We start from the raw sequence: 22,400 nt of genomic DNA on the forward strand, positions 1-22,400 counted from the left end.
TCAGTGCCTGTCGAGAGCGGACTGGACGAGTGCGTCGAACAAGCCCTGTTGGGCGGGGTCTTCGGAGGCCGTGTCCTCGGGATGCCACTGGACGGCGGTCAACCCGTCCTGAGTGTCCCTGAGTTCGAGTTCCTCCACCGTGCCGTCGGCGGCGCGCGCGGTGCGGTGGAGCCCGGCACCGATGCGGTCGACTCGCCGGTGGTGGTGGCGGGAAGCCTCCGTCTTCTCGCCACCGAGGGCCACGTTCACCACCTGATGCCCGCGGCAGATCGCCGGCAGGGGAAGTCCCGAGTCCAGTGCCCGGCGTGCTGCTTCGAGGTCGAACACGTCCTGGAGATCGCCGACGTCGTAGACGCTGTCATGGGTGTCGGTGGCGCCGTAGCGGTGCGGGGCCAGGTCTCCGCCGCCTGGGAGCAGCACGTCGTCGAAGCGGACAAGCCGCCCGGCCACGTCGGCTCCGGCGCGCCACCCCGCCTCGACCAGCGCGCGGGCGTTCACCTCCGCGGCGTAGCGGAGCGCGGACGCGGTCGCGGCGAACCGGGCCGGAATCGCGATCAGGGGGCGCGGGTGCGTACGGGTCACAGCTGGATCCAGGTGGTCTTCAGTTCGGTGTACTTCTCGATGGCGTGTACGGACCTGTCGCGGCGCAGCAGTTCCTCATGGGTGGCGTTCAGCACGCGCTCACCATCTCCGTCCCATCCGTTCCATTCGAGGACGAACGACTCGCGCTTCGGCGGAAGGCCCGATACGGCCGGAGCGCAGGCTCCGGCCGTATCGGCGCGACATCGCCTTGTTCAGTCGGTGGTCTCCACCCGGGCCCGCCTCAGCCGGGCGGCGACGACGCCGAGGACCAGCACCGCCGGAACGGTGAGCTGCAGCCATACGGCCGTGGCCTGGTCACCGCCGATGAGGGTGGTGAAGTTCTCCACGATGATCCAGATGGCACCGAGGATGCCGAGCACGCCGAGGACGGGGGCGATCAGCGTGTTCCAGAGGCGGGTGTCGACGCGCGAGCGGCGGAAGTACACGACGACCGAGGCCGAGGTCAGGAAGTACAGCAGCATGACGCCGAGGACGGCGACCCCGCTGAACCAGGAGAACAGGGTCAGCACCGGGTCCTTGCCGAGGATCGCGAAGGGCATCACCAGCAGCACGGAGATCACGGTCTGCACCGTGCCCGCGGCCCAGGGCGAGTGGCGCCGGTTGATGGCGGTCAGCCCATGGGGCAGCAGGCCCTCCCGGCCGAGGGAGAACAGGTAGCGGTTGGCGGAGTTGTGGAAGGCCAGGATGCCCGCGAAGAGGGAGGTGGCCAGCAGGATGGGCAGCACGTCGCTCGCCCAGTCGCCGAACTGGGCGGCGATCGGGGCGAAGACGAAGCTGGTCGCGTCCCCGCTCTGCAGCGCCTTGCCCGCGTCGCCGGTCGCCCGGGACGCGCCGTGCGCCGAGACCAGCATCCACGAAGTGAAGGCGAAGAAGCCCGTGATGACCGCGACCGACAGGTAGGTGGCCCGGGGGACGGTCTTGCGGGGCTCGCGGGCCTCCTCCCCGTAGATGGCGGTGGCCTCGAAGCCGAACATCGACGCCACGGCGAACATCAGCGCCACGCCCGGAGCGCCCTTGAGCGCGGCGGACGGGGAGAAGCTGCCGGTGAAGCCGAGGCCTTCGGGGCCACCGCCCTTGAACAGGGTTACGAGGGCGAAGACGATCAGGATGCTGAACTCCGCAAGCACGAAGACGGCGAGAATCTTGGCGCCCATCTCGATGCCCGAGGCGCCGAGTACCTGCACCATCACCATCGTGACGAGGACCCATACCCACCACGCCACATGGACGCCCGCGTAGTGCTCGACCAGGGCGCTCACCGTGGCGCCGTACAGCCCGTACATGGCGGCCTGGACCGTGCAGTAGGCGAAGAGGGCGACACCGGCGCTGCCGGAACCGGTCGGGCGGCCGAGCCCCTTGCCGATGTACGTGTAGAAGGCTCCGGCGTCCACTACATGGCGGCCCATGGCCACGAATCCGACGGAGAACAACAGGATGATGACGCCGGCCGCGAGGTAGGCGGCAGGCGCACCCGCGCCGTTGCCGATGGCGACCGCGATGGGGACTGCCCCCGCGATGCCCGTCAGCGGCGCCTGGCCGGAGAGAACGAAGAAGAGAATGCCCAGGACACCGAGAGAATCGGGCTTGAGCCGGCCTGCCACGGATACGTCATGACCCGTTTGCGCCGGAACCGCTGTCTGACTGTCCACTCGAAATCACCTGCCGGGGACGGGAAGGGGCGGGGAGTTTGTTTTGGGCCAAACAAGTTGCCTAATGGTGGGCTCAAACTATCCGTTTGACAAGGGATTCGGAGAGATCCTTTTGCGCTGCCGCGGTCGCCGGCCAGGTCGGTCCGGTCGTCGACGGCCGGACCGGGAGCGCGCCCAGGTCGCCGGGGAGGGACGAAGACCGCCCGGCGTCCTCAGTGGATGCCGCGGCAGCGGACTGTCCGCAGATGGAGCCGCCCCGGAGGCACCCGCACCACGGTGAGCGTGTTGACGGTGGAGCGGGCCTTACGGTCGGCCGTCGGGAAGTGCCGTTCGTCCCGCGGCCCGTGCGGCAGGACGAGGCCATCGGGTTTCGTGCGCCGCAGAACGCGTACACCGAGTTCATCGAGTTGCGTCCGGCGAGTCATCGCGCCGGTTCCCCGGCCACGATGTCGTACACCCGATCCCGGCTCACCTGCGTGTGATGCCGGGCTCCGGGAGACGAGGCGGTAGTCGCTGCGCTCCAGCGGGCCCGGTCAGAGCGTGCTCGGCGAAGAACGCCGGGCAAGGCGGCGCAGCGCGGTCTCCTCGGCCACCGACGATGTCCAGGCGGGACAGTGGGACCCGGTCCTCTTGTTGAATGCCGTGTTCCTGCCTAGTCACGCACCGTGATGGCCTGCAGCGGGCAGACCTCGGCAGCCTCGTACAGTTCTTCGGCGCTCTCCTCGTCCACGTCGGCCACGTAGATGTCCGTCGCTCGTGAGCGCAGGGACAGGCGACCCTCGTCGTCGAGCGCGAAGAGAGCGGGGGCCGCGTACACACACTGGCCGTGGTCCTGACACTTGTTGAGGTCGACTTCGACCTTCATGACGGCTCCTGGATGTCGGAAGGGGGTCGGGGGCGGGACGAGGAAGGACGGGTCGGGGGATCAGAGGAAGCGGACGGGGAGGCGGGTGATCGTGCGCAGGAACTCGGTGTGCGCGTAGGCGGGGTCGCCCGCGAGCTCGATGCCGGAGAACCGATCGACGATGGAGCTGAAGACGATGTCGGCTTCGGCGCGGGCCAGGACCTGGCCGGCACAGCCGTGCATGCCCGAGCCGAAGGCGAGGTGCTGGCTGGCGGCGACCGGGCGGGCGTGGTCGAAGGTGTCGGGGTCGGCGAACACCTCGGGGTCGCGGTTGGCGGAGGCGATGAGGAGAGCCAGCGCCCCCCCGGCCGGCACGGTGGTGTCACCGACGACCGTGTCCTGCGTGGCCAGGCGCACCACCATCGACTCGGGTGTGTCGATCCGCAGGATCTCGTTGATGATCCCCGGCCGGGCCTCCGGTTCGTCCCGGTAGGCGGCGAACAGCTCGGGCCGCTGCGTCATCAGCCAGATACCGTGGTTGATCAGGTGCTTGACGTCGAGGTGGCCCACGGCGAAGAACAGGAAGATCGTGTAGACGACTTCTTCCTCGGTCATCCTGCCCTCGTCCTGCGCGGCGATGAAAGCGTCGATCAGTCCCCCGCCGGGGCGGGCGCGCTTGTCCGCCACGAGCCGGCGGATATGCCCGGCGAACCAGGCGAGCGCCTCCGTGGTGGCCGCCGCCTCCTCGTCATTGCCTCCGGGACCGAGGCTCAGCCCGATCTCATAGGTCTTGCGCTGGACGGTGTCCATCTCGGTCGGCTCGATGCCGAATATGTGGCACGTGGTCTCGAAAGTGCATTTCAAGGAGAGGCCGTCGGCCGCGTCCAGAGTGCCGTCGCCCTTCTCGACCTCGTCGAGCACGGCCCCCACACAGGCACGCATCACCTTGGACCACTCCTCGACGGCCTTGGGCGTGAACCAGCGATTGGTGATCCGCCGCAGCCGGGTGTGGGCGGGAGCGTCCTTGCCGAGCATCGTGTGATGGATGGGAGCGGCCGGCCCGAAATCGAGCTCCTGCACGCTCAGAGTCGGGTTGCGGATCAGCCGCGCGACGTCCTCATACCGGGAAACCACGTACAGGCCGCTCGGATGCCGGTAGACAGGGTGCTCCTGCCGCAACCGCGCGTAGTAGGGGTACGGATCCGCACGGAAGCCGGGATCCCGGAACGGCAACAGATCCTCGGTGACGGACGCGGATCGGGCGGTGGCGACGGTCATGACGTGACACTCCTCGGGCGCGAGGCGGAAGGGAAAGCCGGGATGGAAGCAGGAGGGCAGCCGGTGGTCCCGTACCGTGAGAATTATCCACTCGGATAATTTCGTCAATACCTCGCGCGCACGTAATCAACTGTTTACGCCGACAAAAAAGGTGAGTCTCCGTCGCCGTGCGACGAAGACTCACCCTGACCTGCCACAACGGCAGGGGCTACACCTTGGGAGACTGCTCTGCGTCTCCACGCCGCCGTATCAGCAGCGACCGCAGTTCCTTCAGCGCGCCCTCAGTGACATCCGGCTCGTCGAGGACCAGCTGGTGCAGCACAAGACCCTCCAGGGCTGCGAAGACGAGCCGGGTCAGAGCAGGGCTGGTCCCTTCGGGCAGGCTGCGGGACAGTTCCCTCTCCGTTGCCTTGAAGTACTCGTCGTACTGTGCGCGGATCTGCGGCAGCAGCTCGGGTCTGCGCCGGGACTCGAGCATGAGCTCGTACTGGAACGTCTGCATGGCCGGCTCGCGGGTGACCATGTCCGCCAGTCCCGCCGCGAAGTCCGCGATGTCACCCGTGCCGGGCTCCAGGGAGCTCGTACTCGCGCTGGTGCGCACCGTGTGTTCGAGGGCGGCCTCGATCAGCGCGTCCCGCGAGCCGAAGTGATGCACCACGAGACCGTGCGTGACACCGGCCTCCTCCGCGACCGCGCGGTAGGTGAGCTTGCGCAGCCCGCCCCGGGCCACCACGCGCACGGCGGCGTTGAGCAGGGCCTCACGGCCGGTCCCGTAGTCCACGCGCTTGCGGGGCTTGGCGGGGTGCTTCTCGGAGGAATCGCTCATGAGCGCGACCCTACCCGTCGGAACCCGCAGGCCGCCGCCGTGCCTCATCGCCTCGGCCGGCCGGATGCCACGGAACTCCCGGTCGCCGCCGAGCGCGGTGGACAGCACCTCCTCCGATCCGGTGGGCTGGGCGCCGACGTCGATACGGATGGGGGTGGGAGCGGTGACGATGTGGTTGGTGAGCCGGCCGAGGCCCTCGACTTCGACCTCGACGACGTCGCCCGGCTGGACGGGGCGTGAGCTGGCGGGGGTGCCGGACAGCAGCACGTCACCGGGGCAGAGGGTGATCGTGCGGGCGATGCCGGCGACGAGGCAGTGCATGTCCCACTTCGTCTCGTCGGTCGAACCGTCCTGCACGACCTCGCCGTTGGCATACGTCCGCAGCCGCTTGCCGTGGAAGTCCCAGTCGGTCACCAGCCACGGGCCCAGCGGGCACGGCGTGTCCGACCCCTTGACCCGCAGCATGGACCCGGCGTCGGTGTCCCGGAAGTCGTGCAGCCCGTAGTCGTCGGCGACGGTGTAGCCGGCCATGTACTCCCGATGACAATGGCGACCTCGCCCTCGCAGTTGAGCCACTTGCATCCCTCGGGCCGCACGATGGAGCTGGACGGCATCGGTTCGGCGCAAGCGGCGAGGCACGCTCCTCCGCCACAGGCGGCGCGTGGACTGCGGCGGCTGGTGAAACCGCTCGACGACCTCTACATCGCCAGTGCCCCAGCACCGTCGCCTGCCCGGCGGAGTCGCTGAACGGCAAGCTCAGGCCCCGTTGGCAACGCCCTGGACAGGCAGGACACATCTGGCCATCCGGCTCGGGGTCGCGGCCATGCAGGCCGGACGGCTGGGCGCGGAGCAGGTCGTGGCCGCCTCGACGATCGACCGCCTGGTCCACGACGCTGAGGTGCTCACCCTGGCCGAAGACTCCCACCTGACCCGCCGGCGAAGGGGAACCGCACCCAGCACGGCTGAACCACCAGCCCATGTCCCGGGCAACCTCCTGTTGAGCCGCGGCGATGTCCTCCGCAGCCGCCCCGGTGACCTCGGGGTCAGCGGCCCCCTCCAGGCGCGACAGCAGGTCGGCCAGGGCCTGCTTCTGAGCAGGATGGGTGACCGGCACGGAGTTGAGGTCCGCGCTCATCAGCCAGTCGAACAACACGATGGCATCCGCACGCCACAGGCGCACCGCGACCGGTCGGGAGATCGCCTTCCATGCGCTCATGGTGCCTCGCCCGCGGGACTGGTGGGTGTTCGGTTCTGCGAGAGCGCTGGCAGGCGGTTCACCCCCATGACGGCCGGCGGACGGAGCACCCTGATCGGCGCTCGCGGCTGACCTCCTCAGACCTCGGCCGAACCGGCCCGCGGAAGGTCGCTCCATCAGTCCCCGGCCTCAAACCCGCAGGTGAGCAATGTTCCGCCGGGGAGTTTCTCGTCTCCCCACAGGTCAAGAGCTCACAGGGTACCGAAAGCCCAGGTCAGCGCCCCGGCACCGGGTCCGCTCCGCCGCGCAGTCCCCTCCGTGACGATCGCCGCGGAGGGGGCGGCCCTCACTTGTCCGAGTCGGGCTTGCTGCTCGCCGCCGCGTAGGCCTGGGCCGGGGTCATCGGCACCCCGTTGAGGCTGACCGTCTTGTACTGGCTGACCTTGGCGCAGGTCTTGGAGTCGCTGGCGGTCGAGGCGTTGGCGTTGGAGACGGCGGCCTTGGTGTCGCCGGAGCTCGCCGGATAGGAGGTGCCGCTCGACCAGTCGCTGCCGATCACCAGCACCACACCGGTGCCGGTACCCGACTTGATGTGCGAGCTGGGCAGGTCCAGGGCCTTGGCGACGGTCTGTGCCTCGGCCTTGTCGCCGCTGCCGTAGGTCAGGGTGGTCGTGGTCGCGGAGGTCGGGGCGTTGGCCGTGGTCGTACCGGTGCTGAAGCCCTGCGAGATCAGGGAGTTCGCGATGGCGGAGGCGCGGCCGGTGATGGTGGTGCCGTTCTCGACGGTCACGGCGATCTGGGCCGCGGGGACGGTCGCGGTGGGCGTCGGCTTGGCGGTCGCCGAGGCGGCCGACGACTTCTTGCCCGAACCGGTGGTCAGCGACTGGTCGTTCGCCATGGTGGCGAACAGGTCCTTGGCGCCGGAGCCCACCACCACCCGGTTGCTGTTGTTCGGGTCGGGGGCGGTCTGCATGGTGGTGAAGGTCATCCGCTTGGTGGGGACCTTGTTCACGTCGGCCGCGAGCGAGATCAGCTTCTTCACGGTGCCGAGGCCGTCGTCCACGGTGAGCGCCTTGGTGGCGGCGTCCGCGAGGTCGTAGACCGCGGTCGGGTCGGTCAGCGTGCCCGCGCTCTTGAACTTGCGGATCATCGCACTGAGGAAGATGTGCTGGGAGACGGTACGGCCGAGGTCGCTGCCGTCGCCGAAGCCGTGCCGGGAACGGACGAACTCCAGCGCGGCCTCGCCCTTGAGGGTGTGGGTGCCCTTGGACAGCTTCAGGTGCGAGTAGGTGTCGTACACGTTGCCGTTGACACACACGGAGACACCGCCGACCGCGTCGGACATCTTGACCACGCCGGAGAAGTCCAGCTTCACGAAGTGGTCGATGGGGATGCCGGTGAGCTGGTGGATGGTCGCCACCTGGCAGGAGGGGCCGTACTGGAGGGCGCTGTTGACCTGGCCGTAGTAGCCGGAGGTCGACTCGCCGCTGTTGCTGTCCTTGCAGGCGGGGACGTCGACCATGGTGTCGCGGGGGATGCTCATGACCGTGGCGTTGGAACGGTCGGCGGATATGTGGACGACCATCTCCACGTCCGCGTTGCCGTTGCCGGTCTGCACGCCGGTCGTCTTGCAGCCGCCGCCGAGCTTGCAGTCGGCCGCGCTGGTGCGGCCGTCGGAGCCGATCACCAGGATGTTGATCGGGGTCCGGCCGAACGCGTCGGCCTTCTCCGTGCCGCCCTTGCCGTCGAGGGAGACGCTGTTGATGTTGCCGTTGAGGTGCTGGTAGAACCACCAGCCGGCACCGGCCGTGACCAGCACCAGGACGGCCGTCACCAGGCCGACGACCTTCAGGACCCGCTTGCCGCGCCCGGCCGGCCTGGCCCGCCGGGAGCCTCTGCCGCCGCGGGACTTGGCCGCTTGCCGGGCCGCGGCGCGGCCACCGGTCGGCCGGGTCCCGTCGGGCAGGGCACCGCGCTGTCCGGGCACCCGGTCGGTGCGGCTGCGCGTGGCCTGGCCCCCCGGGCCGTCCCACGGGTCGGTCATCTTCCACTCCCATGAACGGTCGGGCCCCCGGGCGGTACGGTCGGCCGGTACTCGGCGGTGTACGGGCAGGCGTGAGGTGGGCCCACTTAGGTTGCGTGATTGCGCAATCTAACAAACTCACAGCCCCGGCAGCACAGACCCCACCCGAATTCACAGGTGAGGGATGTCATGTGAACCTTCGGGGCGCCCCCGCCATCCAAGCACCCCGCACCGATCCGTCCCGCCGTCCTCGGGCACCGTCCTCAGACGCCGACCCCGCGCAACCGGCTCACCGGTGCGGGCACCTGGCGCGTGCGCGCGGTCAGCTGCCCGACGGTCACCCGCACCACGGTCACGATGTCCGGATCGTCCACGTAGTAGATCTGCCGCCGCCCCTCCCGGCGGGAGCGCACCAGACCTGCCAGCTTGAGCTTGGCCAGGTGCTGGCTGACGGCGGGCAGGGCGCCGCCCACGCGGTCGGCGAGGCGGGTCACATCGCTCTCACCCTGGGACAGCACCCACACGAGGTGCAGCCGGGCCGGCGAGGCGAGCAGCCCGAACACCGCGGCCGCCTCGGTCAGCACCCCGTCGGAGGGGTCCGTGAAGCCATCGATGTTCTCCCCCACAGCCCGCTCCCTCCCATCACAGTCGCCGCACAGATGCCCACTCAGTGTAGGCGTGCGGTCACCGGGCCCTGAACGGCCTCCCCGCAGTGTCCTCCACGTGTTCCCCGCATTGTCATGAGCGCGTGACAGATCATCGACGACTCGTCGTCAGGCACCGCCGGAGCCCGCAGTCGTTCATAAGCTTGCGCAACAAGGCAACTCAGCCTGGCAACACCCCGTACTGGGAGGACAACGAACGTGGGCATCATCGGCTGGATCATCCTCGGACTCCTCGCCGGAGCCATCGCCAAGATCCTGCTGCCCGGTCGCGACCCGGGTGGCCTCATCGGCACCACCCTCATCGGCATCGCGGGCGCCTTCGTCGGCGGCTGGCTCTCCGCCCGCTTCCTCGACCGCCCGGTGCAGAACCACTTCTTCGACCTGTACACCTGGGGAGCCGCGATCGCCGGCTCCCTGGTCCTCCTCATCGGGTACCGGGTGCTGTTCGGCAACTCACGCGACTGAAACCCACGCGACCGGGCGTCCGGCGGTCAGCAGATGCCCGCCGGCATCCAGCAGTGACGGCTCGGACTCGATGCGCCGGGTGGCCGCGAGGACGGCCGCCCGGCGCCCGGGGTCGGCCAGCCACTCCTCCACCCCGCCCATGAGCCGGGCGACGCCCTCGACGCCGTACCGCCCGTCGACGGCGGGACCGGCCTCGGCGAACTCCGCCGGGGTCTCGGCGGGCCGGGCCAGAGAGGCGGTGGTGAAGAGGCTGCCGTCCCGCTGGGAGGCCGGCCTCCCGTCCTCGGAAACGGCGTCGGCGACTCCACGCCGGACCGGTTCGAAGCAGCGCTCCTCGTGGAGGAGGTCGTGCAGCGCGGCGTACCGGTCGACGGTGGCCGCGACGACCACTCCCCCGGGCCGCACCGCCCGCCGCGCCTCGGCCGGCGCCCGTACCCGGTCGGGCCGTTCGGGCAGGTGGTGGAGCGGCCCCAGCAGCAGTACGACGTCGTAGGCAGCGGCGGCGGGCAGGTCCCGGGCATCTCCGGACCGGGCCGTGACGCCGGGCAGCCGGGCCGCCTGGGCCACGTGCAGCGGCACCGGGTCGACGAGGTCGACGGTGTACCCGTCCGCGGCCAGCCACTCGGCGTGCGCCCCGCTGCCGCCGCCCACGTCCGGCACCCGCGCGGGTGCTGCCGGCAGCAGCCGGCAGCAGCACGTCCTGGGTGCGCCAGAACTCCAGGAGCCCCGCCCCCTTCCGCAGGCGGGCGTCCTCCTTGCCCTCGTTGCAGTAGGCGAGGACGTCCTCGCGCAGGGTGGTGGCGGGCTCGTCCGCGGCGGTGGATACGGGCTCATCGGGCGTTGAGGTCGTGGTCATACGAAAAGGCCGGCGGCCGGAAATTCGGGTGCGCAAACGACTTTGCGGGCCCCCGGCGGACGCGACGGTGACTCCGGTCACCTTCGGAGGCCGGCTGCAGTCACGACATTCCGGATGTACAGGGACCGTGGACACACGACAATCCGGATGTACGGGGACGCCCTACGGCCGGCGTCAACAGAGCCCCACGCGTGCCCCACAGGCAAGGCACGGATTCCACTTCCGCCCCACAGGTACTCGTGTGAGACTGGCGTCCCGTCCGCAGTGCGGACTCCTCCGCACACCGTCCCCCCAGCGAGAAGTGCGACTTGCGTTCTCTACCACTGCCGCTCGCCCTCACCGCGCGCCTGACGCCGGTCGCCGTGCTCGCCTGTGCGGGCTGGGCGATGACGTCGGGCCCGGACAAGACGTCCGGCTCCGCCTCCTCCGGCAACACCTCGACCCAGCAGACGGCCTCCCAGTCCGCCGGTGACAGCCCTTCGTCGTCCTCGTCCTCCACGACGGCCACGAAGACGTACTCCGCCGCGCCCGCCCCCTGCGGCAGCATCCCCGCGGCCACCGTCAAGTCGCTGGTGCCCGGCGCGAAGACGGCCGGCAAGGAGATCCCCTCCACGGACACCAAGCTGCGCCGCACCTGCTCCTGGAACGCGCTCAAGGGGTACGACTACCGCTGGCTGGACGTCTCCTTCGAGATCATGGACACGGACGCGGCGGCGGCGAAGGAGTACAAGGACCGGGTGGCCGAGAAGAGCGGCGGCGGGGCCGTGCCGGGGCTCGGCGACAGCGGCTACTCCGTCGTCAACCTCACCACCGAGGACAAGCAGCAGACCCGTGAGGGCGTGGTGATGGCCCAGGTCTCCAACGCGCTGGTGATCATCACCTACAACGGCAGCGACTTCGAGACCAAGAAGGCGCCCAGCACGGACGTGATCAACAAGGGTGCCATCCAGGCGGCGAAGGCCGCGGTGACCGCGCTGAAGGGCAGCCAGTAGCCGTACCGGCTGCCCTCCGTACGCGCGCGGCGCCTCCCGCTCACGCCTCCTTGGGCCGCACCAGCGTCGTCAGCCCCAGGTACAGCACCAGGGACGTGCCCAGACCGACCGCCCAGCCGTAGTCGGCGAGCGAGGACAGCGCCGGGACGGGCCGGCCGTCGATGAGCGGTTTGAAGCTGGCGCCGCCGACCGCGAGGACGCCGCCGACGACGAAGGCGAGGACCGCCCGCCAGTTCCAGCCGCCGTCGTACCAGTAACGGCCGCCCGTGCGGTACAGGTCGGTCAGGTCCAGGCGGGTGCGGCGCAGCACCCAGTAGTCGGCGATGAGGATGCCGGCGACCGTGCCCAGCAGACCGCCGACCAGACCGAGCCAGGTGAAGATGTAGCCCTGCGGGTCGGAGTACAGCTTCCACGGGAAGATCAGCACCCCGAGGACGCAGGTGACCAGCGCGCCGGTACGGAAACTGATCTTCCGGGGCGCGATGTTGGAGAAGTCGAACGCGGGCGAGACCAGGTTGGCCGCGATGTTCACGGACAGGGTCGCGACGAGCACGGTGACCAGGGCGTAGAGCAGGCCGACCACGTTGTCCGTCTTGGCGGCCAGCTGGACCGGGTCCCAGATCGGCTGGCCGTAGACGGCCTGCGAACCGGAGGTCACCAGGACGGAGAGGAAGGCGAAGAGGGTCATGGTGGTCGGCAGACCCAGTGCCTGCCCCCAGGTCTGCGCCTTCTGGCTCCTGCCGTAGCGGGTGAAGTCCGGGATGTTCAGGCTCAGCGTCGACCAGAAGCCGATCATGCCCATCAGCGACGGCCAGAAGATCTTCCAGAAGCCGCCGCCCCAGCCCAGCTTGGAGGGCTGGTCGAAGAGCGGGCCGAGGCCGCCGGCCTTGTCGCTCATCCAGACCAGCATCACGATCGCGCCGACCAGGACGAAGGGCGCGGCCCAGTTCTCGAAGCGGCGGATCGTCTCCATGCCCCGGTAGATGATCGCGACCTGGAGCACCCAGAAGAGCGCGAACGACAGCCACATGGTCCAGGCGTAGCCGCCGATGTGCGAGGCGTTCGCCCAGCTGTCGCCGATCAGCTTGCCGGCCAGGAAGAAGATCGCCTCGCCGCCGATCCAGGTCTGGATGCCGAACCAGCCGCACGCCACCAACGCCCGTACGACGGCGGGCAGGTTGGCGCCGCGCACCCCGAAGGAGGCACGGGCGAAGACCGGGAAGGGAATGCCGTACTTCGGTCCGGCGTGCCCGGTGAGCAGCATCGGGACGAGGACGATCAGGTTGGCCAGGGCGATGGTGAACACGGCCTGTTTCCAGTCCATGCCGACCGCGATCAGGCCGGAGGCCAGGGTCCAGGACGCCGTGTTGTGGGCCATGCCCACCCAGAGCGCGGAGAAGTTGTACGTGGTCCAGGTGCGCTTCTCGACCGGGACCGGCAGCAGGTCCTCGTTGGCGTACGGACCGCTGGGCGGCGGGGAGCCCGGGGTGAGCTCGACGCGCCCGTCGGGGAGGGCGACTTGACCGGAGAGGGGTATGGCCGAGGGAGCGGTGTCGGTCATGGGCAGGCCAATCGGGGTGAGGTGGGACGGGAGAGAGGCCGTGCGGGGGGCTCCTGGGGGGTTCGCCGTGGGGGGCGGGCCCCCTTCCCGGGACGGCGGGAAGGGGGAGACCAACTGCGGTGCGCCGGCTAACCGTTGACGGCCGGGATGACCTTCGTCCCGTACGCGTCGATGGTGGCCTCCTGCGCGTCGTGCATGTCGTAGATCGCGAACTGGTCGACGCCCAGCTCGCGCAGGGCGTTCAGCTTCTCGATGTGCTTCTCGACCGGCCCGATGACACAGAACCGGTCGACGATCTCGTCCGGTACGAACTCGGTGTCGGGGTTGCCGCTGCGCCCGTGGTGCGAGTAGTCGTACCCCTGGCGGGCCTTGATGTAGTCGGTGAGTTCGTCGGGGACGGCGGCGGAGTGCTCGCCGTACTTGTCGACCAGGTCGGCGACGTGGTTGCCGACCATGCCGCCGAACCAGCGGCACTGGTCGCGGGCGTGCGCGAGGGCCCCGGGCGAGTCGTCCTCGGTGACGTAGGCGGGGGCGGCGACGCAGATGGTCACCTCGGACGGGTCACGTCCGGCGGCCACCGCCGCGTCCTTCACCGCCTTGACCATGTACTCGGTGAGGTAGAGGTCGGAGAGCTGGAGGATGAAGCCGTCGGCCTCCTCACCCGTCATCTTCAGGGCCTTCGGACCGTACGCGGCCATCCAGACGGGGAGTTCGGCGCCCGGCTTGATCCACGGGAACCTGATGACGGTACCGCCGAGGTCGGCCTCTCCCCCGCTGCCGAGGGCGCGGATGACCTTCATGGCCTCGCTGATCCGGGCCAGGGTGTTGGGCTTGCGGCCCGCCACCCGCATCGCGGAGTCGCCGCGGCCGATACCGCAGACCGTGCGGTTGCCGAACATGTCGTTGAGGGTGGCGAAGGTGGAGGCGGTGACCTCCCAGGTGCGGGTGCCCGGGTTGGTGACCATCGGGCCCACCGTCAACTTCGTGGTGTTGGCCAGGATCTGACTGTAGATCACGAACGGTTCCTGCCAGAGCACGGCGGAGTCGAAGGTCCAGCCGTAGCGGAAGCCGTTGCGTTCGGCCCGCTTCATCAGGCTGACGACCTTCGAAGCCGGCGGGTCGGTCTGCAGGACGAGTCCGAAGTCCATGGGCGCCACTCCTAGTTGAGGTACTGACAGGTGGAGCGCGGGGTGTAGACGCCGTGCCCGGCGTGTCCGGTGTACTCCCGCTCGGTGATGACGGGTTCGCCGCGCGAGAGGACCGTCTCGACCCGGCCGGTGAGCCGCTTGCCCTCGTACGCCGAGTAGTCGACGTTCATGTGGTGGGTCTCGGCGGAGACGACCTGCTCGGCGTGCGGGTCGTAGATGACGACGTCCGCGTCGGCGCCCGGGGTGATGGTGCCCTTCTTCGGATACATCCCGAACATCCGGGCCGGGGTGGCGCAGGCGATCTCGATCCAGCGGCGGCGCGAGATGTGCCCGTCGACGACGGCCTGGTGCAGCAGGTCCATCCGGTTCTCGACGCCGGGCAGGCCGTTGGGGATCTTCGAGAAGTCGCCGCGGCCCAGTTCCTTCTGGCCCACGAAGCAGAAGGGGCAGTGGTCGGTGGAGACGACCTGGAGGTCGTTGGTCCTGAGGCCCTGCCAGAGCTTGGCCTGGTGCTCCTTGGGGCGCAGCGGCGTCGAGCACACGTACTTCGAGCCCTCGAAGTCGGGCTCGGCGAGGTTGTCGGTGGAGAGGAAGAGGTACTGGGGACAGGTCTCGCCGAAGACCGGGAGCCCCTCGTCGCGGGCGCGGGCGAGTTCGGCGACCGCCTCCATCGCGGAGACGTGCACGACGTACAGGGGCGCGCCCGCGACCTGGGCGAGCTTGATGGCCCGGTGGGTGGCCTCCGCTTCGAGGAGGGCCTTGCGGACCTCGCCGTGGTAGCGGGGGTCGGTCTCGCCGCGCGCCAGCGCCTGTTCCACGAGGACGTCGATGGCGATGCCGTTCTCGGCGTGCATCATGATCAGGCCGCCGTTCTCGGCGGAGCGCTGCATGGCGCGCAGGATCTGGCCGTCGTCGGAGTAGAAGACGCCGGGGTAGGCCATGAACTGCTTGAAGGAGGTCACGCCCTCCTCGACCAGCAGGTCCATCTCCTTGAGCGTCTCCTGGTTCACATCGGAGACGATCATGTGGAAGCCGTAGTCGATGGCGCAGTTGCCCTCGGCCTTGGCGTGCCAGGTGTCGAGCCCCTCGCGCAGGCTGTGCCCGACGCTCTGCACGGCGAAGTCGACGATGGTGGTCGTACCGCCCCAGGCGGCGGCCCGGGTGCCGGTCTCGAAGGTGTCGGAGGCGAAGGTGCCGCCGAACGGCAGCTCCATGTGGGTGTGGGCGTCGACGCCGCCCGGGATGACGTACTTGCCCGTGGCGTCGATGGATCGCTCGGCGGTGAAGGCCTCGGCGGCGGGGGTGCCGGTCGCCGCGAGGGCGGCGATGCGGCCGTCCTCGATCAGGACGTCGGCGTGGATCTCGTCGGACGCGGTGATGACGAGTCCGCCACGGATTACTGTCCGGCCGGTCATGGGGTCCTCTCCTTCGTGGTCAGGTGCGGGTCCGACGTGGCTGGTCGCGCAGTTCCCCGCGCCCCTGGCGGGGCGCTTTACGACGGGGCGCTATTAAGGCGCCGTAAGCGGGCCGTACGCGTCCGGGCGGCGGTCGCGGAAGAACTGCCAGCGGTCGCGGACCTCGCGGAGCTTGGCCAGGTCGAGGTCGCGGACGACGAGTTCGGTCTCCTTGTCGGAGGCCACCTCGCCGGCGAACCGGCCCTCCGGGTCCACGAAGTACGAGGTCCCGTAGAAGTCGTTGTCGCCGAGGTCCTCGACCCCGACCCGGTTGATCGCGCCGACGAAGTACTCGTTGGCGACGGCCGCCGCCGGCTGCTCCAACTGCCAGAGGTAGCGGGAGAGTCCGCGCGAGGTGGCCGACGGGTTGAAGACGATCTCGGCACCGGCGAGGCCCAACGCCCGCCAGCCCTCCGGGAAGTGGCGGTCGTAGCAGATGTAGACACCGATCTTCCCGACGGCGGTGTCGAAGACCGGCCAGCCCGCGTTGCCCGGACGGAAGTAGAACTTCTCCCAGAATCCGGGGACCTGGGGGATGTGGTGCTTGCGGTACTTGCCGAGGTACGAGCCGTCGGCGTCGATCACGGCGGCGGTGTTGTAGAGGACGCCGGGCTGCTCCTCCTCGTACACCGGCAGGATCAGGACGAGGCCCAGTTCGCGGGCGAGGGCCTGGAAACGCTGGACGATCGGGCCGTCGGGGACCTGTTCGGCGTACTCGTAGAACGCCTTGTCCTGGACCTGGCAGAAGTAGGGCCCGTAGAACAGCTCCTGGAAGCACAGGACCTGGGCGCCCTGCGCGGCCGCGTCGCGGGCCGCCTGCTCGTGGACCTGGATCATCGATTCCTTGTCGCCGGTCCAGGCGGTCTGGAAAAGGGCGGCACGAATCACTCGGCTCATCGGGACCTCCGGTCGCTCGGGCGTGCGTCGCTCGATGTGGGAGGAGCCTAGAAAGTCCGAAAGCGGGCTTCGATTGCCATCGTGTCACGTCTGCGGGCGCCCGGCGTGTCACCGTGTCACGCTGCGGATGACCCATGTTTCACCGCCGTTTTCCCAGGTCGTCGCATGTTTCACCCCTGTTGCGCGTCATGCGCGAGGAGCGCGATGTGCACGGAGGCCGCCTGCTCGAAGTCGTCGAGGTCGACGCCGAGCCGGACCTGTATCGCCTCCAGCCGGCGGTACAGCGCGGGCCGCGAGACATGGTGGAGCTGGGCGGTGCGGGACTTGTTGCGGCCGGTGGCGAGGTAGGTCCGCAGCACGCCCAGCAGGTCCTGGTCGGTACCCGTGCCGCAGAGCAGTCCGTCCAGCTCGCGCTCGGCGAAGGACTGCACGTGCGGGTCGTCGCGCAGCAGCCGGACCAGGCCCCGCAGGTGTACGTCCTTGAGCCGTACGACCGTCGGGAGGTCGAGGGCCGCGGTCGAGTCGGCGACCGCGTCGGCCACGTGCTGGGCCTCGCGCAGCCCGGCGGGCACGTCGTCCCAGGCGGTACGGGAGCCCGCGGCGGCGACCACCCCCCGGGGCCCCGCCGACTCGCCGTGCAGCCGGGCGGCGAAGTGGGCGGCCAGGGCGTCCGCGTCCTGGTCACGGGCGAGGCTGAGGAGGACGGCGGTGGTGCGCTCGGTGAGCTCGGCGACCAGGCCGGGCAGACCCAACAGGCGCAGGATTCTCTCAAGTTGGGCCGGTTCGCTGTCCCGTACCACCAGGGGTACGAAGGTCCGCCGGTTGACCGGCAGTCCGGCCGCCCGGGCCCTGGGCAGCAGCTGCCGTGCCGGTACGACCCCGGAGACCAGGTCGGTCAGCAGGCTCTGCGCGGACTGCTCCTCCCAGGTGTGGGCGGAGCCGCCGCCGAGCATCCGGTGCAGCACGAGCGCCTCGGCGGCACGGTCGGCGAGCAGCCGTCCGGTGGCGGTGTCGCCGCGGTAGCCGCACAGCATGATCTGGCCCCAGCGCTCTCCGCGTCCGCCCAGTTCGGCGCGGATCCAGCCGTCGCCGGTGCCGCCACCGGCCTGCCGGGCGATGCGCTCCCAGTCCCGCAGCACGTCGTCGACGGCCGACCGCTCCCCCGCGGTGGCGAGGACCCGGTGGGCGAGGTTGGTGACGACGACCGGGCAGGCGCTGTGCACGGCGACTTCGTCGAGGAGCCGTTGGAGGGGGGCGCCGGCCGTGATGAGTCCGGTGAGGGCGGTCCGGACGGCCTCGGAGAGGCTGACGGCGGCGAACTTGCTGCGGACCAGGCGGGACTGGACCTCCTCCGTCAGCTCGGCGAAGGGGAAGGGGCGGTGCAGGACCACCAGGGGGAGGCCGCAGCGGTCCGCTGCGCGGCGCATGGCGTCGGGGGGTGCGGGGAAGGCGCGGCCGAGGCCGAGGACGACCGCGGCGGCCTCGGCCCGGTGCAGGGACTGGATGTACTCGGCCTGCTTGTGCTCGTCGCCGGCGAGCAGGACGCCGGTGGTGAGGACCATTTCGCCGCCGGTGAGCATGACGCCGACGTCGGGGGCCTCGGCGACGTGCACCCAGCGGACGGGGCGGTCGAGGTGGGTGGCGCCGGCGACCACCTCGGGGTCGCCGGCGAGGACCCGCTCCAGCGACAGGATCTGACGGACCGACAGTATGGGGTCGGTGGACTTCGGGGGATCCCAAGTGGCGGTCATCTTGCGTGTCCCTTGATCGGGTTCGGTGCGTGTGTCGACTGCGGCGCCGTCGTGGCTGGTCGCGCAGTTCCCCGCGCCCCTGACGGGGCGCTGCCTGAGGCCCCTGTAAGGGGCGCGGGGAACTGCGCGACCAGCCCCCACCGGCCCGCAGATCCCCACACGGCGTGCCGCAGCGCTTCCCGCGGAGCGCCTAGTAGGCACTCCTCAGGGCCTGTTCGAGGATCGTCGCGCCCTCCTCCGCCTCGGCCACCGTCAGGGACAGCGGCGGGGCGATGCGCAACGCGCTCGTGTTGTGGCCGCCGCCCTTGCCGATGAGGAGGCCGGCCTCGCGGGCCGCTTCCAGGATGGTGGAGGCGGACTTGGGGTCGGCCTCGTCGGTGCCGGGCTTGACGAGTTCGATGCCGATCATCAGGCCGCGGCCGCGGACCTCGCGTACGCCGGGCAGCTGGGCGGCGACGGCGCGGAGGCGTTCGATGAGGAGGCCGCCGACGCGGCGGGCGTTGCCCTGGAGGTCGTGTTCCAGGAGGTACGACAGGTTGGCGAGGCCGGCCGCCATGGTGATCTGGGTGCCGCCGAACGTCGAGATGCTGTTGGAGTCCAGGCAGTTCATGATCTCGGCGCGGGCCACCACACCGCCGATGGAACTGCCGTTGCCGATGCCCTTGGCGAAGGTGAGCATGTCCGGCGGGCCGCTCTGGCCGTGCGCCTGCCAGCCCCAGAAGTGCTCGCCGGTGCGGCCCCAGCCGGTCTGCACCTCGTCGGCGATCCACAGGATGCCCTGCTCCTGGAGGACCTTGCGGAAGGCCGCGTAGAGCCCGTCGGGCGGGGAGGTGAAGCCGCCGACGCCCTGGATCGGCTCGGCGATCAGCGCGGCCGGCGGGCGGGTGTGGCCGAGGAGGTCGCGCAGGTCGTCGACGCAGGCCGCGATGAAGTCACGGTCGTTCAGCTCGGCGTACGGGCCGCGGGTGCGGACGCCGCCGTGGACGTACAGCGTCTGCAGCGGCGAGAGGGAGGTCGGGGACCAGCCCTTGTTGCCGGTGATGCCGACCGCGCTGAAGGAGCGGCCGTGGTAGCTGTTGCGCATCGCGAGGATGGTGTTGGTGCGACGGTAGGTCGTCGCGAGCAGCAGGGCGGTGTCGTTGGCCTCGGTGCCGGAGGTGGTGAAGAAGACCCGGGCGTCCGGGATGCCGCTCAACTGGGCGATGCGCTCGGCGAGTTCGACCATCGGGCGGTTGAGGTAGAGCGTGGAGGAGTGGAGGATCCGGCCGGCCTGCTCGGTCACCGCCTTCGTCACCTCGGGGAGCGCGTGCGCGGTCATCGTGGTGAGGATGCCGCCGAAGAAGTCGAGGTAGCGGTTGCCGTCCGCGTCCCAGACGTGCCGGCCCTCGCCGTGGGTGATCTCCAGCGGCTCGTCGTAGTAGAGCGCCAGCCAGTCGGGCATGACCTGGCGGTGGCGGGCGAAGAGGTCGTTCACGGCTGTACCAGCCCTTCGTAGGCATCGGGACGGCGGTCGCGGTAGAAGGCCCACTGCTGCCGCACTTCTTCGATCAGGTCGAAGTCGAGGTCGCGGACGACGAGTTCCTCACCCTTGTCGCTCGCCACCTCCCCCACGAACTGCCCACGTGGATCAACGAAATAGCTTGTCCCGTAGAAATCGTTGTCCCCGTACTCCTCCTGACCCACCCGGTTGATGGCGGCGATGAAGTACTCGTTGGCGACGGCGGCGGCCGGCTGCTCCAGCTGCCAGAGGTAGGCCGACAGACCGCGCGAGGTGGCCGACGGGTTGTAGACCAACTGGGCGCCGTTGAGACCGAGTTGCCGCCAGCCCTCGGGGAAGTGGCGGTCGTAGCAGATGTACACGCCGACCTTGCCGACGGCGGTGTCGAAGACCGGCCAGCCGATGTTCCCGGGCTTGAAGTAGTACTTCTCCCAGAAGCCCTTGACCTGCGGGATGTGGTGCTTGCGGTACTTGCCGAGGAAGGTGCCGTCCGCGTCGATCACGGCGGCGGTGTTGTAGTAGAAGCCGGACTGCTCGACCTCGAAGACCGGGACGACGATCACCATGCCGGTCTCGCGGGCCAGCTCCCGCATACGACCGACGGTCGGGCCGTCGGGGACCGGCTCGGCCCAGCGGTAGTGCTCGGGTTCCTGGACCTGGCAGAAGTAGGGGGCGTTGAAGACTTCCTGAAATCCGATGATCTTCGCACCCTGGCGGGCCGCCTCGCGGGCGTACACCTCGTGTTTCGCCACCATGGACTCGGTGTCGCCGGTCCAGGTGGCCTGGACCAGAGCGGCGCGTACGACGTTGGCCATGAGCTGCTCCTTCTACGCCCGTAGAGGGTCGAAAGTAAGCCTCCTTGGAGTCCTTGCCAAGACCATCGTCGTTAAGCCGCCGAGTCGATCGCGTTTCTTACCTGGCTGGCGGATGCGGGGGCCGGTTCGCCGGCGCCGTCGGGGCTCGGGAGTGTTTCGGGGCGCTCCAGTGGCGGTCGGTCAAGCGGCGAGGCCCGCCACCCGCAGTGCGTGCAGCAGGTCCCAGTGGCGTTGGTCGGAGATGTGCTGGGCGGAGCGGAGGAGGAGGGGGACGAGGCGCTGGGGGTCGGGTTCGGCGCTGTGGGCGGCCTCTTCCGGGGTGCGGACCTGGACGTAGGTGTCGAGCAGGGCGCGGGCCTCGCGGTGGCGGCCCTCGGTGTCCAGGGCGAGGACCGCCTCGCCGATCTCGGTGGCGGGGCGGACGACACCCTGGCGCAGGATCTGCCGGCCGTCGTCGGTGCGGCCCGCGGCGGTCAGGGCGTCGGCGGCGGCCACCAGCCGGACGGGCGGCAGCGAGGCGGCCTCCCACAGCAGGGTGGCCCAGTCGGCGCCGAGCCCGGAGCGCTGGAGGGTGTCCGCGAGCAGCGGGAACCGGGGGGCGGGCCACTGCGCGACCTCGGCCAGGAGCGCGTGCGCCTCGCCGGTGCGGCCTTCCGAGCGCAGGCGTACGAGCTGTTCCACGGCCCCGGCGACGGCCTGCCCCGCCTCCTCGTCGGGCCGCGCGGTCGACGGCTGCGGTCGCGCCGGCGCCTCGGCGGCCCCGGCGAACCGGGCTCCGCGCGGGGTGCGCCGGCCGGCGGGGGCCGCGGGCAGGTCCGCGTCCGGGGCCTGCGGTACGACGGACGGCGCGGCCTCGTCCTCCGCCAGGCCGGCGAACCGGGCGCTGCCGCGTCGCCGTTTGCGCTGCTTGGCGGGGGCGGGGGACGGCTGGGGAGCTTCGGTGGGGGCGGATGCGGGGGCGCTGTCGCCGGTCGGGGGCCCGCTCGCGGTCGCCGTCTCGGGCGCCCAGGGGTCGGCCGGGCCGGGGAACGGCGGGTCGCCCGCCGCCGGGTCGCCGGGAGCCGGGGCGCCCGTCGAGGGTGTACCGCCCCGGCCGCCCGATCCGTCCGGCCAGGACGCCCCCGTCGCCGGACCGGCCGGGCTCAGGTCGTCCGTGGCCGGTGTGTCCGGATGCGGCGGCCCGCCCGCCGAGAAGACGTCGTCGGCACGGAGCACGGCTCCGTCGCCGCCGGCACGCCGCACCGCCGGTGCGCCCCGCAACCGTCCGGCGAGGCCGATCCGCGCTTCCAGCGCCCCGAGCCGGGACCGGAGTTCGGCGCACCGGGCGGAGGCGCGTTCATGGTCGTCGCGGGCCCAGGCGAGGTCGATGTTGAGGGCCTCGGCCTCCTCGTGGGAGCGCGCGGCGCGCAGGTCGCGGCCGAGCTGGGCCAGCCGTTCGGCGGCGTAGCGCTGTTCGCGGAGGGTGGTGTCGAGGCGGTCGCCGAGATCCTCCCGGGCACCCGGGCGGGCGTCGTGGGCGGCGAGGGCGTCGGCGTGGAGCGTGCGGGCCCGCGCGGCCTCGCGGGCGACGGCATCGGTGCCGTAGAGGGGGGCGAGGTCCTGGAGGAGTGCCTCCAGGACGTCCCAGGGGGGTATCTCCCGGCCGCCGAGGCAGGCCTGCATACCGTCGGGGTCGCGCTGCCAGAACACCGCGCACCAGCCTGCGCCCTGGTCCAGGCGCGCCAGCAGGGCGCTCAGGTAGTTCGTGAACTCCCGCACCCGGCCCGGGAGTTGATGCACAGTCATCGCTCGACTCCCGCCCGACCGGAACACTCCGGCTCCGTAGGCAACACCAGTTGTGTTACGGGGTTGCTACGGGGAGTTTTCAGCGGGCGCGCAGA

Annotated in this window: 19 protein-coding genes and 1 pseudogene; 2 read left to right on the forward strand and 18 right to left on the reverse strand. The window is 70.4% G+C overall.

Annotated elements, in window-relative coordinates; genetic code table 11:
• From ACGFZS_RS22910 to ACGFZS_RS22950, 9 genes and pseudogenes are all read right to left on the reverse strand, one after another.
• Positions 1-582 (reverse strand): gamma-glutamyl-gamma-aminobutyrate hydrolase family protein, encoded by a 582-nt coding sequence (locus ACGFZS_RS22910; RefSeq protein ID WP_393796689.1) that lies wholly within the window; start codon positions 580-582, stop codon positions 1-3.
• A gap of 212 nt (positions 583-794) precedes the next feature.
• Positions 795-2,252, reverse strand: a complete 1,458-nt coding sequence (locus ACGFZS_RS22915; RefSeq protein ID WP_393653731.1) for an APC family permease — start codon at positions 2,250-2,252, stop codon at positions 795-797.
• Between the two features lie 212 nt (positions 2,253-2,464).
• Complete coding sequence (locus ACGFZS_RS22920; protein ID WP_393653733.1) at positions 2,465-2,677, reverse strand: hypothetical protein; 213 nt, start codon at positions 2,675-2,677, stop codon at positions 2,465-2,467.
• A 227-nt stretch (positions 2,678-2,904) separates the two neighbouring features.
• On the reverse strand, positions 2,905-3,117 hold the full coding sequence (locus ACGFZS_RS22925) for a ferredoxin (RefSeq protein ID WP_393653735.1): 213 nt from the start codon (positions 3,115-3,117) through the stop codon (positions 2,905-2,907).
• Between the two features lie 60 nt (positions 3,118-3,177).
• On the reverse strand, positions 3,178-4,374 hold the full coding sequence (locus tag ACGFZS_RS22930; RefSeq protein WP_393653737.1) for a cytochrome P450: 1,197 nt from the start codon (positions 4,372-4,374) through the stop codon (positions 3,178-3,180).
• A gap of 208 nt (positions 4,375-4,582) precedes the next feature.
• Complete coding sequence (locus ACGFZS_RS22935) at positions 4,583-5,200, reverse strand: TetR/AcrR family transcriptional regulator (protein WP_393654813.1); 618 nt, start codon at positions 5,198-5,200, stop codon at positions 4,583-4,585.
• A gap of 57 nt (positions 5,201-5,257) precedes the next feature.
• A pseudogene (locus ACGFZS_RS22940) lies at positions 5,258-5,802 on the reverse strand (fumarylacetoacetate hydrolase family protein); the annotation flags it as partial.
• Between the two features lie 939 nt (positions 5,803-6,741).
• The gene (locus ACGFZS_RS22945) at positions 6,742-8,439 is read right to left on the reverse strand and encodes an LCP family protein (RefSeq protein ID WP_393796690.1); all 1,698 of its coding nucleotides are present in this window, start codon (positions 8,437-8,439) and stop codon (positions 6,742-6,744) included.
• A gap of 242 nt (positions 8,440-8,681) precedes the next feature.
• Positions 8,682-9,044, reverse strand: a complete 363-nt coding sequence (locus ACGFZS_RS22950) for an ArsR/SmtB family transcription factor (RefSeq protein WP_393653741.1) — start codon at positions 9,042-9,044, stop codon at positions 8,682-8,684.
• 237 nt (positions 9,045-9,281) lie between these two features.
• Between ACGFZS_RS22950 and ACGFZS_RS22955 the strand changes: the two genes are divergently transcribed.
• A complete protein-coding gene (locus ACGFZS_RS22955; RefSeq protein ID WP_362335370.1) occupies positions 9,282-9,548 on the forward strand; it encodes a GlsB/YeaQ/YmgE family stress response membrane protein in 267 nt (88 codons plus the stop codon).
• Here ACGFZS_RS22955 and ACGFZS_RS22960 read toward each other — a convergent pair.
• On the reverse strand, positions 9,537-10,199 hold the full coding sequence (locus ACGFZS_RS22960) for a class I SAM-dependent methyltransferase (RefSeq protein WP_393653744.1): 663 nt from the start codon (positions 10,197-10,199) through the stop codon (positions 9,537-9,539). The genes ACGFZS_RS22955 and ACGFZS_RS22960 overlap by 12 nt on opposite strands.
• 513 nt (positions 10,200-10,712) lie before the next feature.
• Here ACGFZS_RS22960 and ACGFZS_RS22965 point away from each other — a divergent pair.
• Positions 10,713-11,396 (forward strand): hypothetical protein, encoded by a 684-nt coding sequence (locus ACGFZS_RS22965; RefSeq protein WP_393796691.1) that lies wholly within the window; start codon positions 10,713-10,715, stop codon positions 11,394-11,396.
• A 40-nt stretch (positions 11,397-11,436) separates the two neighbouring features.
• On the opposite strand, the gene ACGFZS_RS22970 is transcribed toward ACGFZS_RS22965, so the two are convergent.
• From ACGFZS_RS22970 to ACGFZS_RS23005, 8 genes are all read right to left on the reverse strand, one after another.
• Positions 11,437-12,957 (reverse strand): NCS1 family nucleobase:cation symporter-1, encoded by a 1,521-nt coding sequence (locus ACGFZS_RS22970; protein ID WP_393653748.1) that lies wholly within the window; start codon positions 12,955-12,957, stop codon positions 11,437-11,439.
• A gap of 128 nt (positions 12,958-13,085) precedes the next feature.
• Positions 13,086-14,105: a TIGR03842 family LLM class F420-dependent oxidoreductase gene (locus ACGFZS_RS22975; RefSeq protein WP_393796692.1), complete on the reverse strand. Its 1,020-nt coding sequence runs from the start codon at positions 14,103-14,105 to the stop codon at positions 13,086-13,088.
• A gap of 11 nt (positions 14,106-14,116) precedes the next feature.
• Positions 14,117-15,520, reverse strand: a complete 1,404-nt coding sequence (hydA, locus tag ACGFZS_RS22980; protein ID WP_393796693.1) for a dihydropyrimidinase — start codon at positions 15,518-15,520, stop codon at positions 14,117-14,119.
• Positions 15,521-15,613: 93 nt separating this feature from the next.
• Positions 15,614-16,456: a nitrilase-related carbon-nitrogen hydrolase gene (locus tag ACGFZS_RS22985; protein ID WP_393653754.1), complete on the reverse strand. Its 843-nt coding sequence runs from the start codon at positions 16,454-16,456 to the stop codon at positions 15,614-15,616.
• A gap of 170 nt (positions 16,457-16,626) precedes the next feature.
• Positions 16,627-18,207 carry a PucR family transcriptional regulator gene (locus tag ACGFZS_RS22990; RefSeq protein WP_365684756.1) on the reverse strand — a complete coding sequence of 527 codons (1,581 nt, stop codon included), beginning with the start codon at positions 18,205-18,207 and terminating at the stop codon, positions 16,627-16,629.
• A gap of 190 nt (positions 18,208-18,397) precedes the next feature.
• Positions 18,398-19,648 (reverse strand): aspartate aminotransferase family protein, encoded by a 1,251-nt coding sequence (locus ACGFZS_RS22995; protein WP_393797007.1) that lies wholly within the window; start codon positions 19,646-19,648, stop codon positions 18,398-18,400.
• Positions 19,649-19,677: 29 nt separating this feature from the next.
• Complete coding sequence (locus ACGFZS_RS23000) at positions 19,678-20,520, reverse strand: nitrilase-related carbon-nitrogen hydrolase (RefSeq protein WP_393796694.1); 843 nt, start codon at positions 20,518-20,520, stop codon at positions 19,678-19,680.
• Positions 20,521-20,700: 180 nt separating this feature from the next.
• On the reverse strand, positions 20,701-22,305 hold the full coding sequence (locus ACGFZS_RS23005) for a hypothetical protein (RefSeq protein ID WP_393796695.1): 1,605 nt from the start codon (positions 22,303-22,305) through the stop codon (positions 20,701-20,703).
• Positions 22,306-22,400 lie beyond the last annotated feature (95 nt).

Origin of the sequence: Streptomyces sp. NPDC048288 (assembly GCF_043201555.1) — a bacterium.
Lineage (GTDB): Bacteria > Actinomycetota > Actinomycetes > Streptomycetales > Streptomycetaceae > Streptomyces.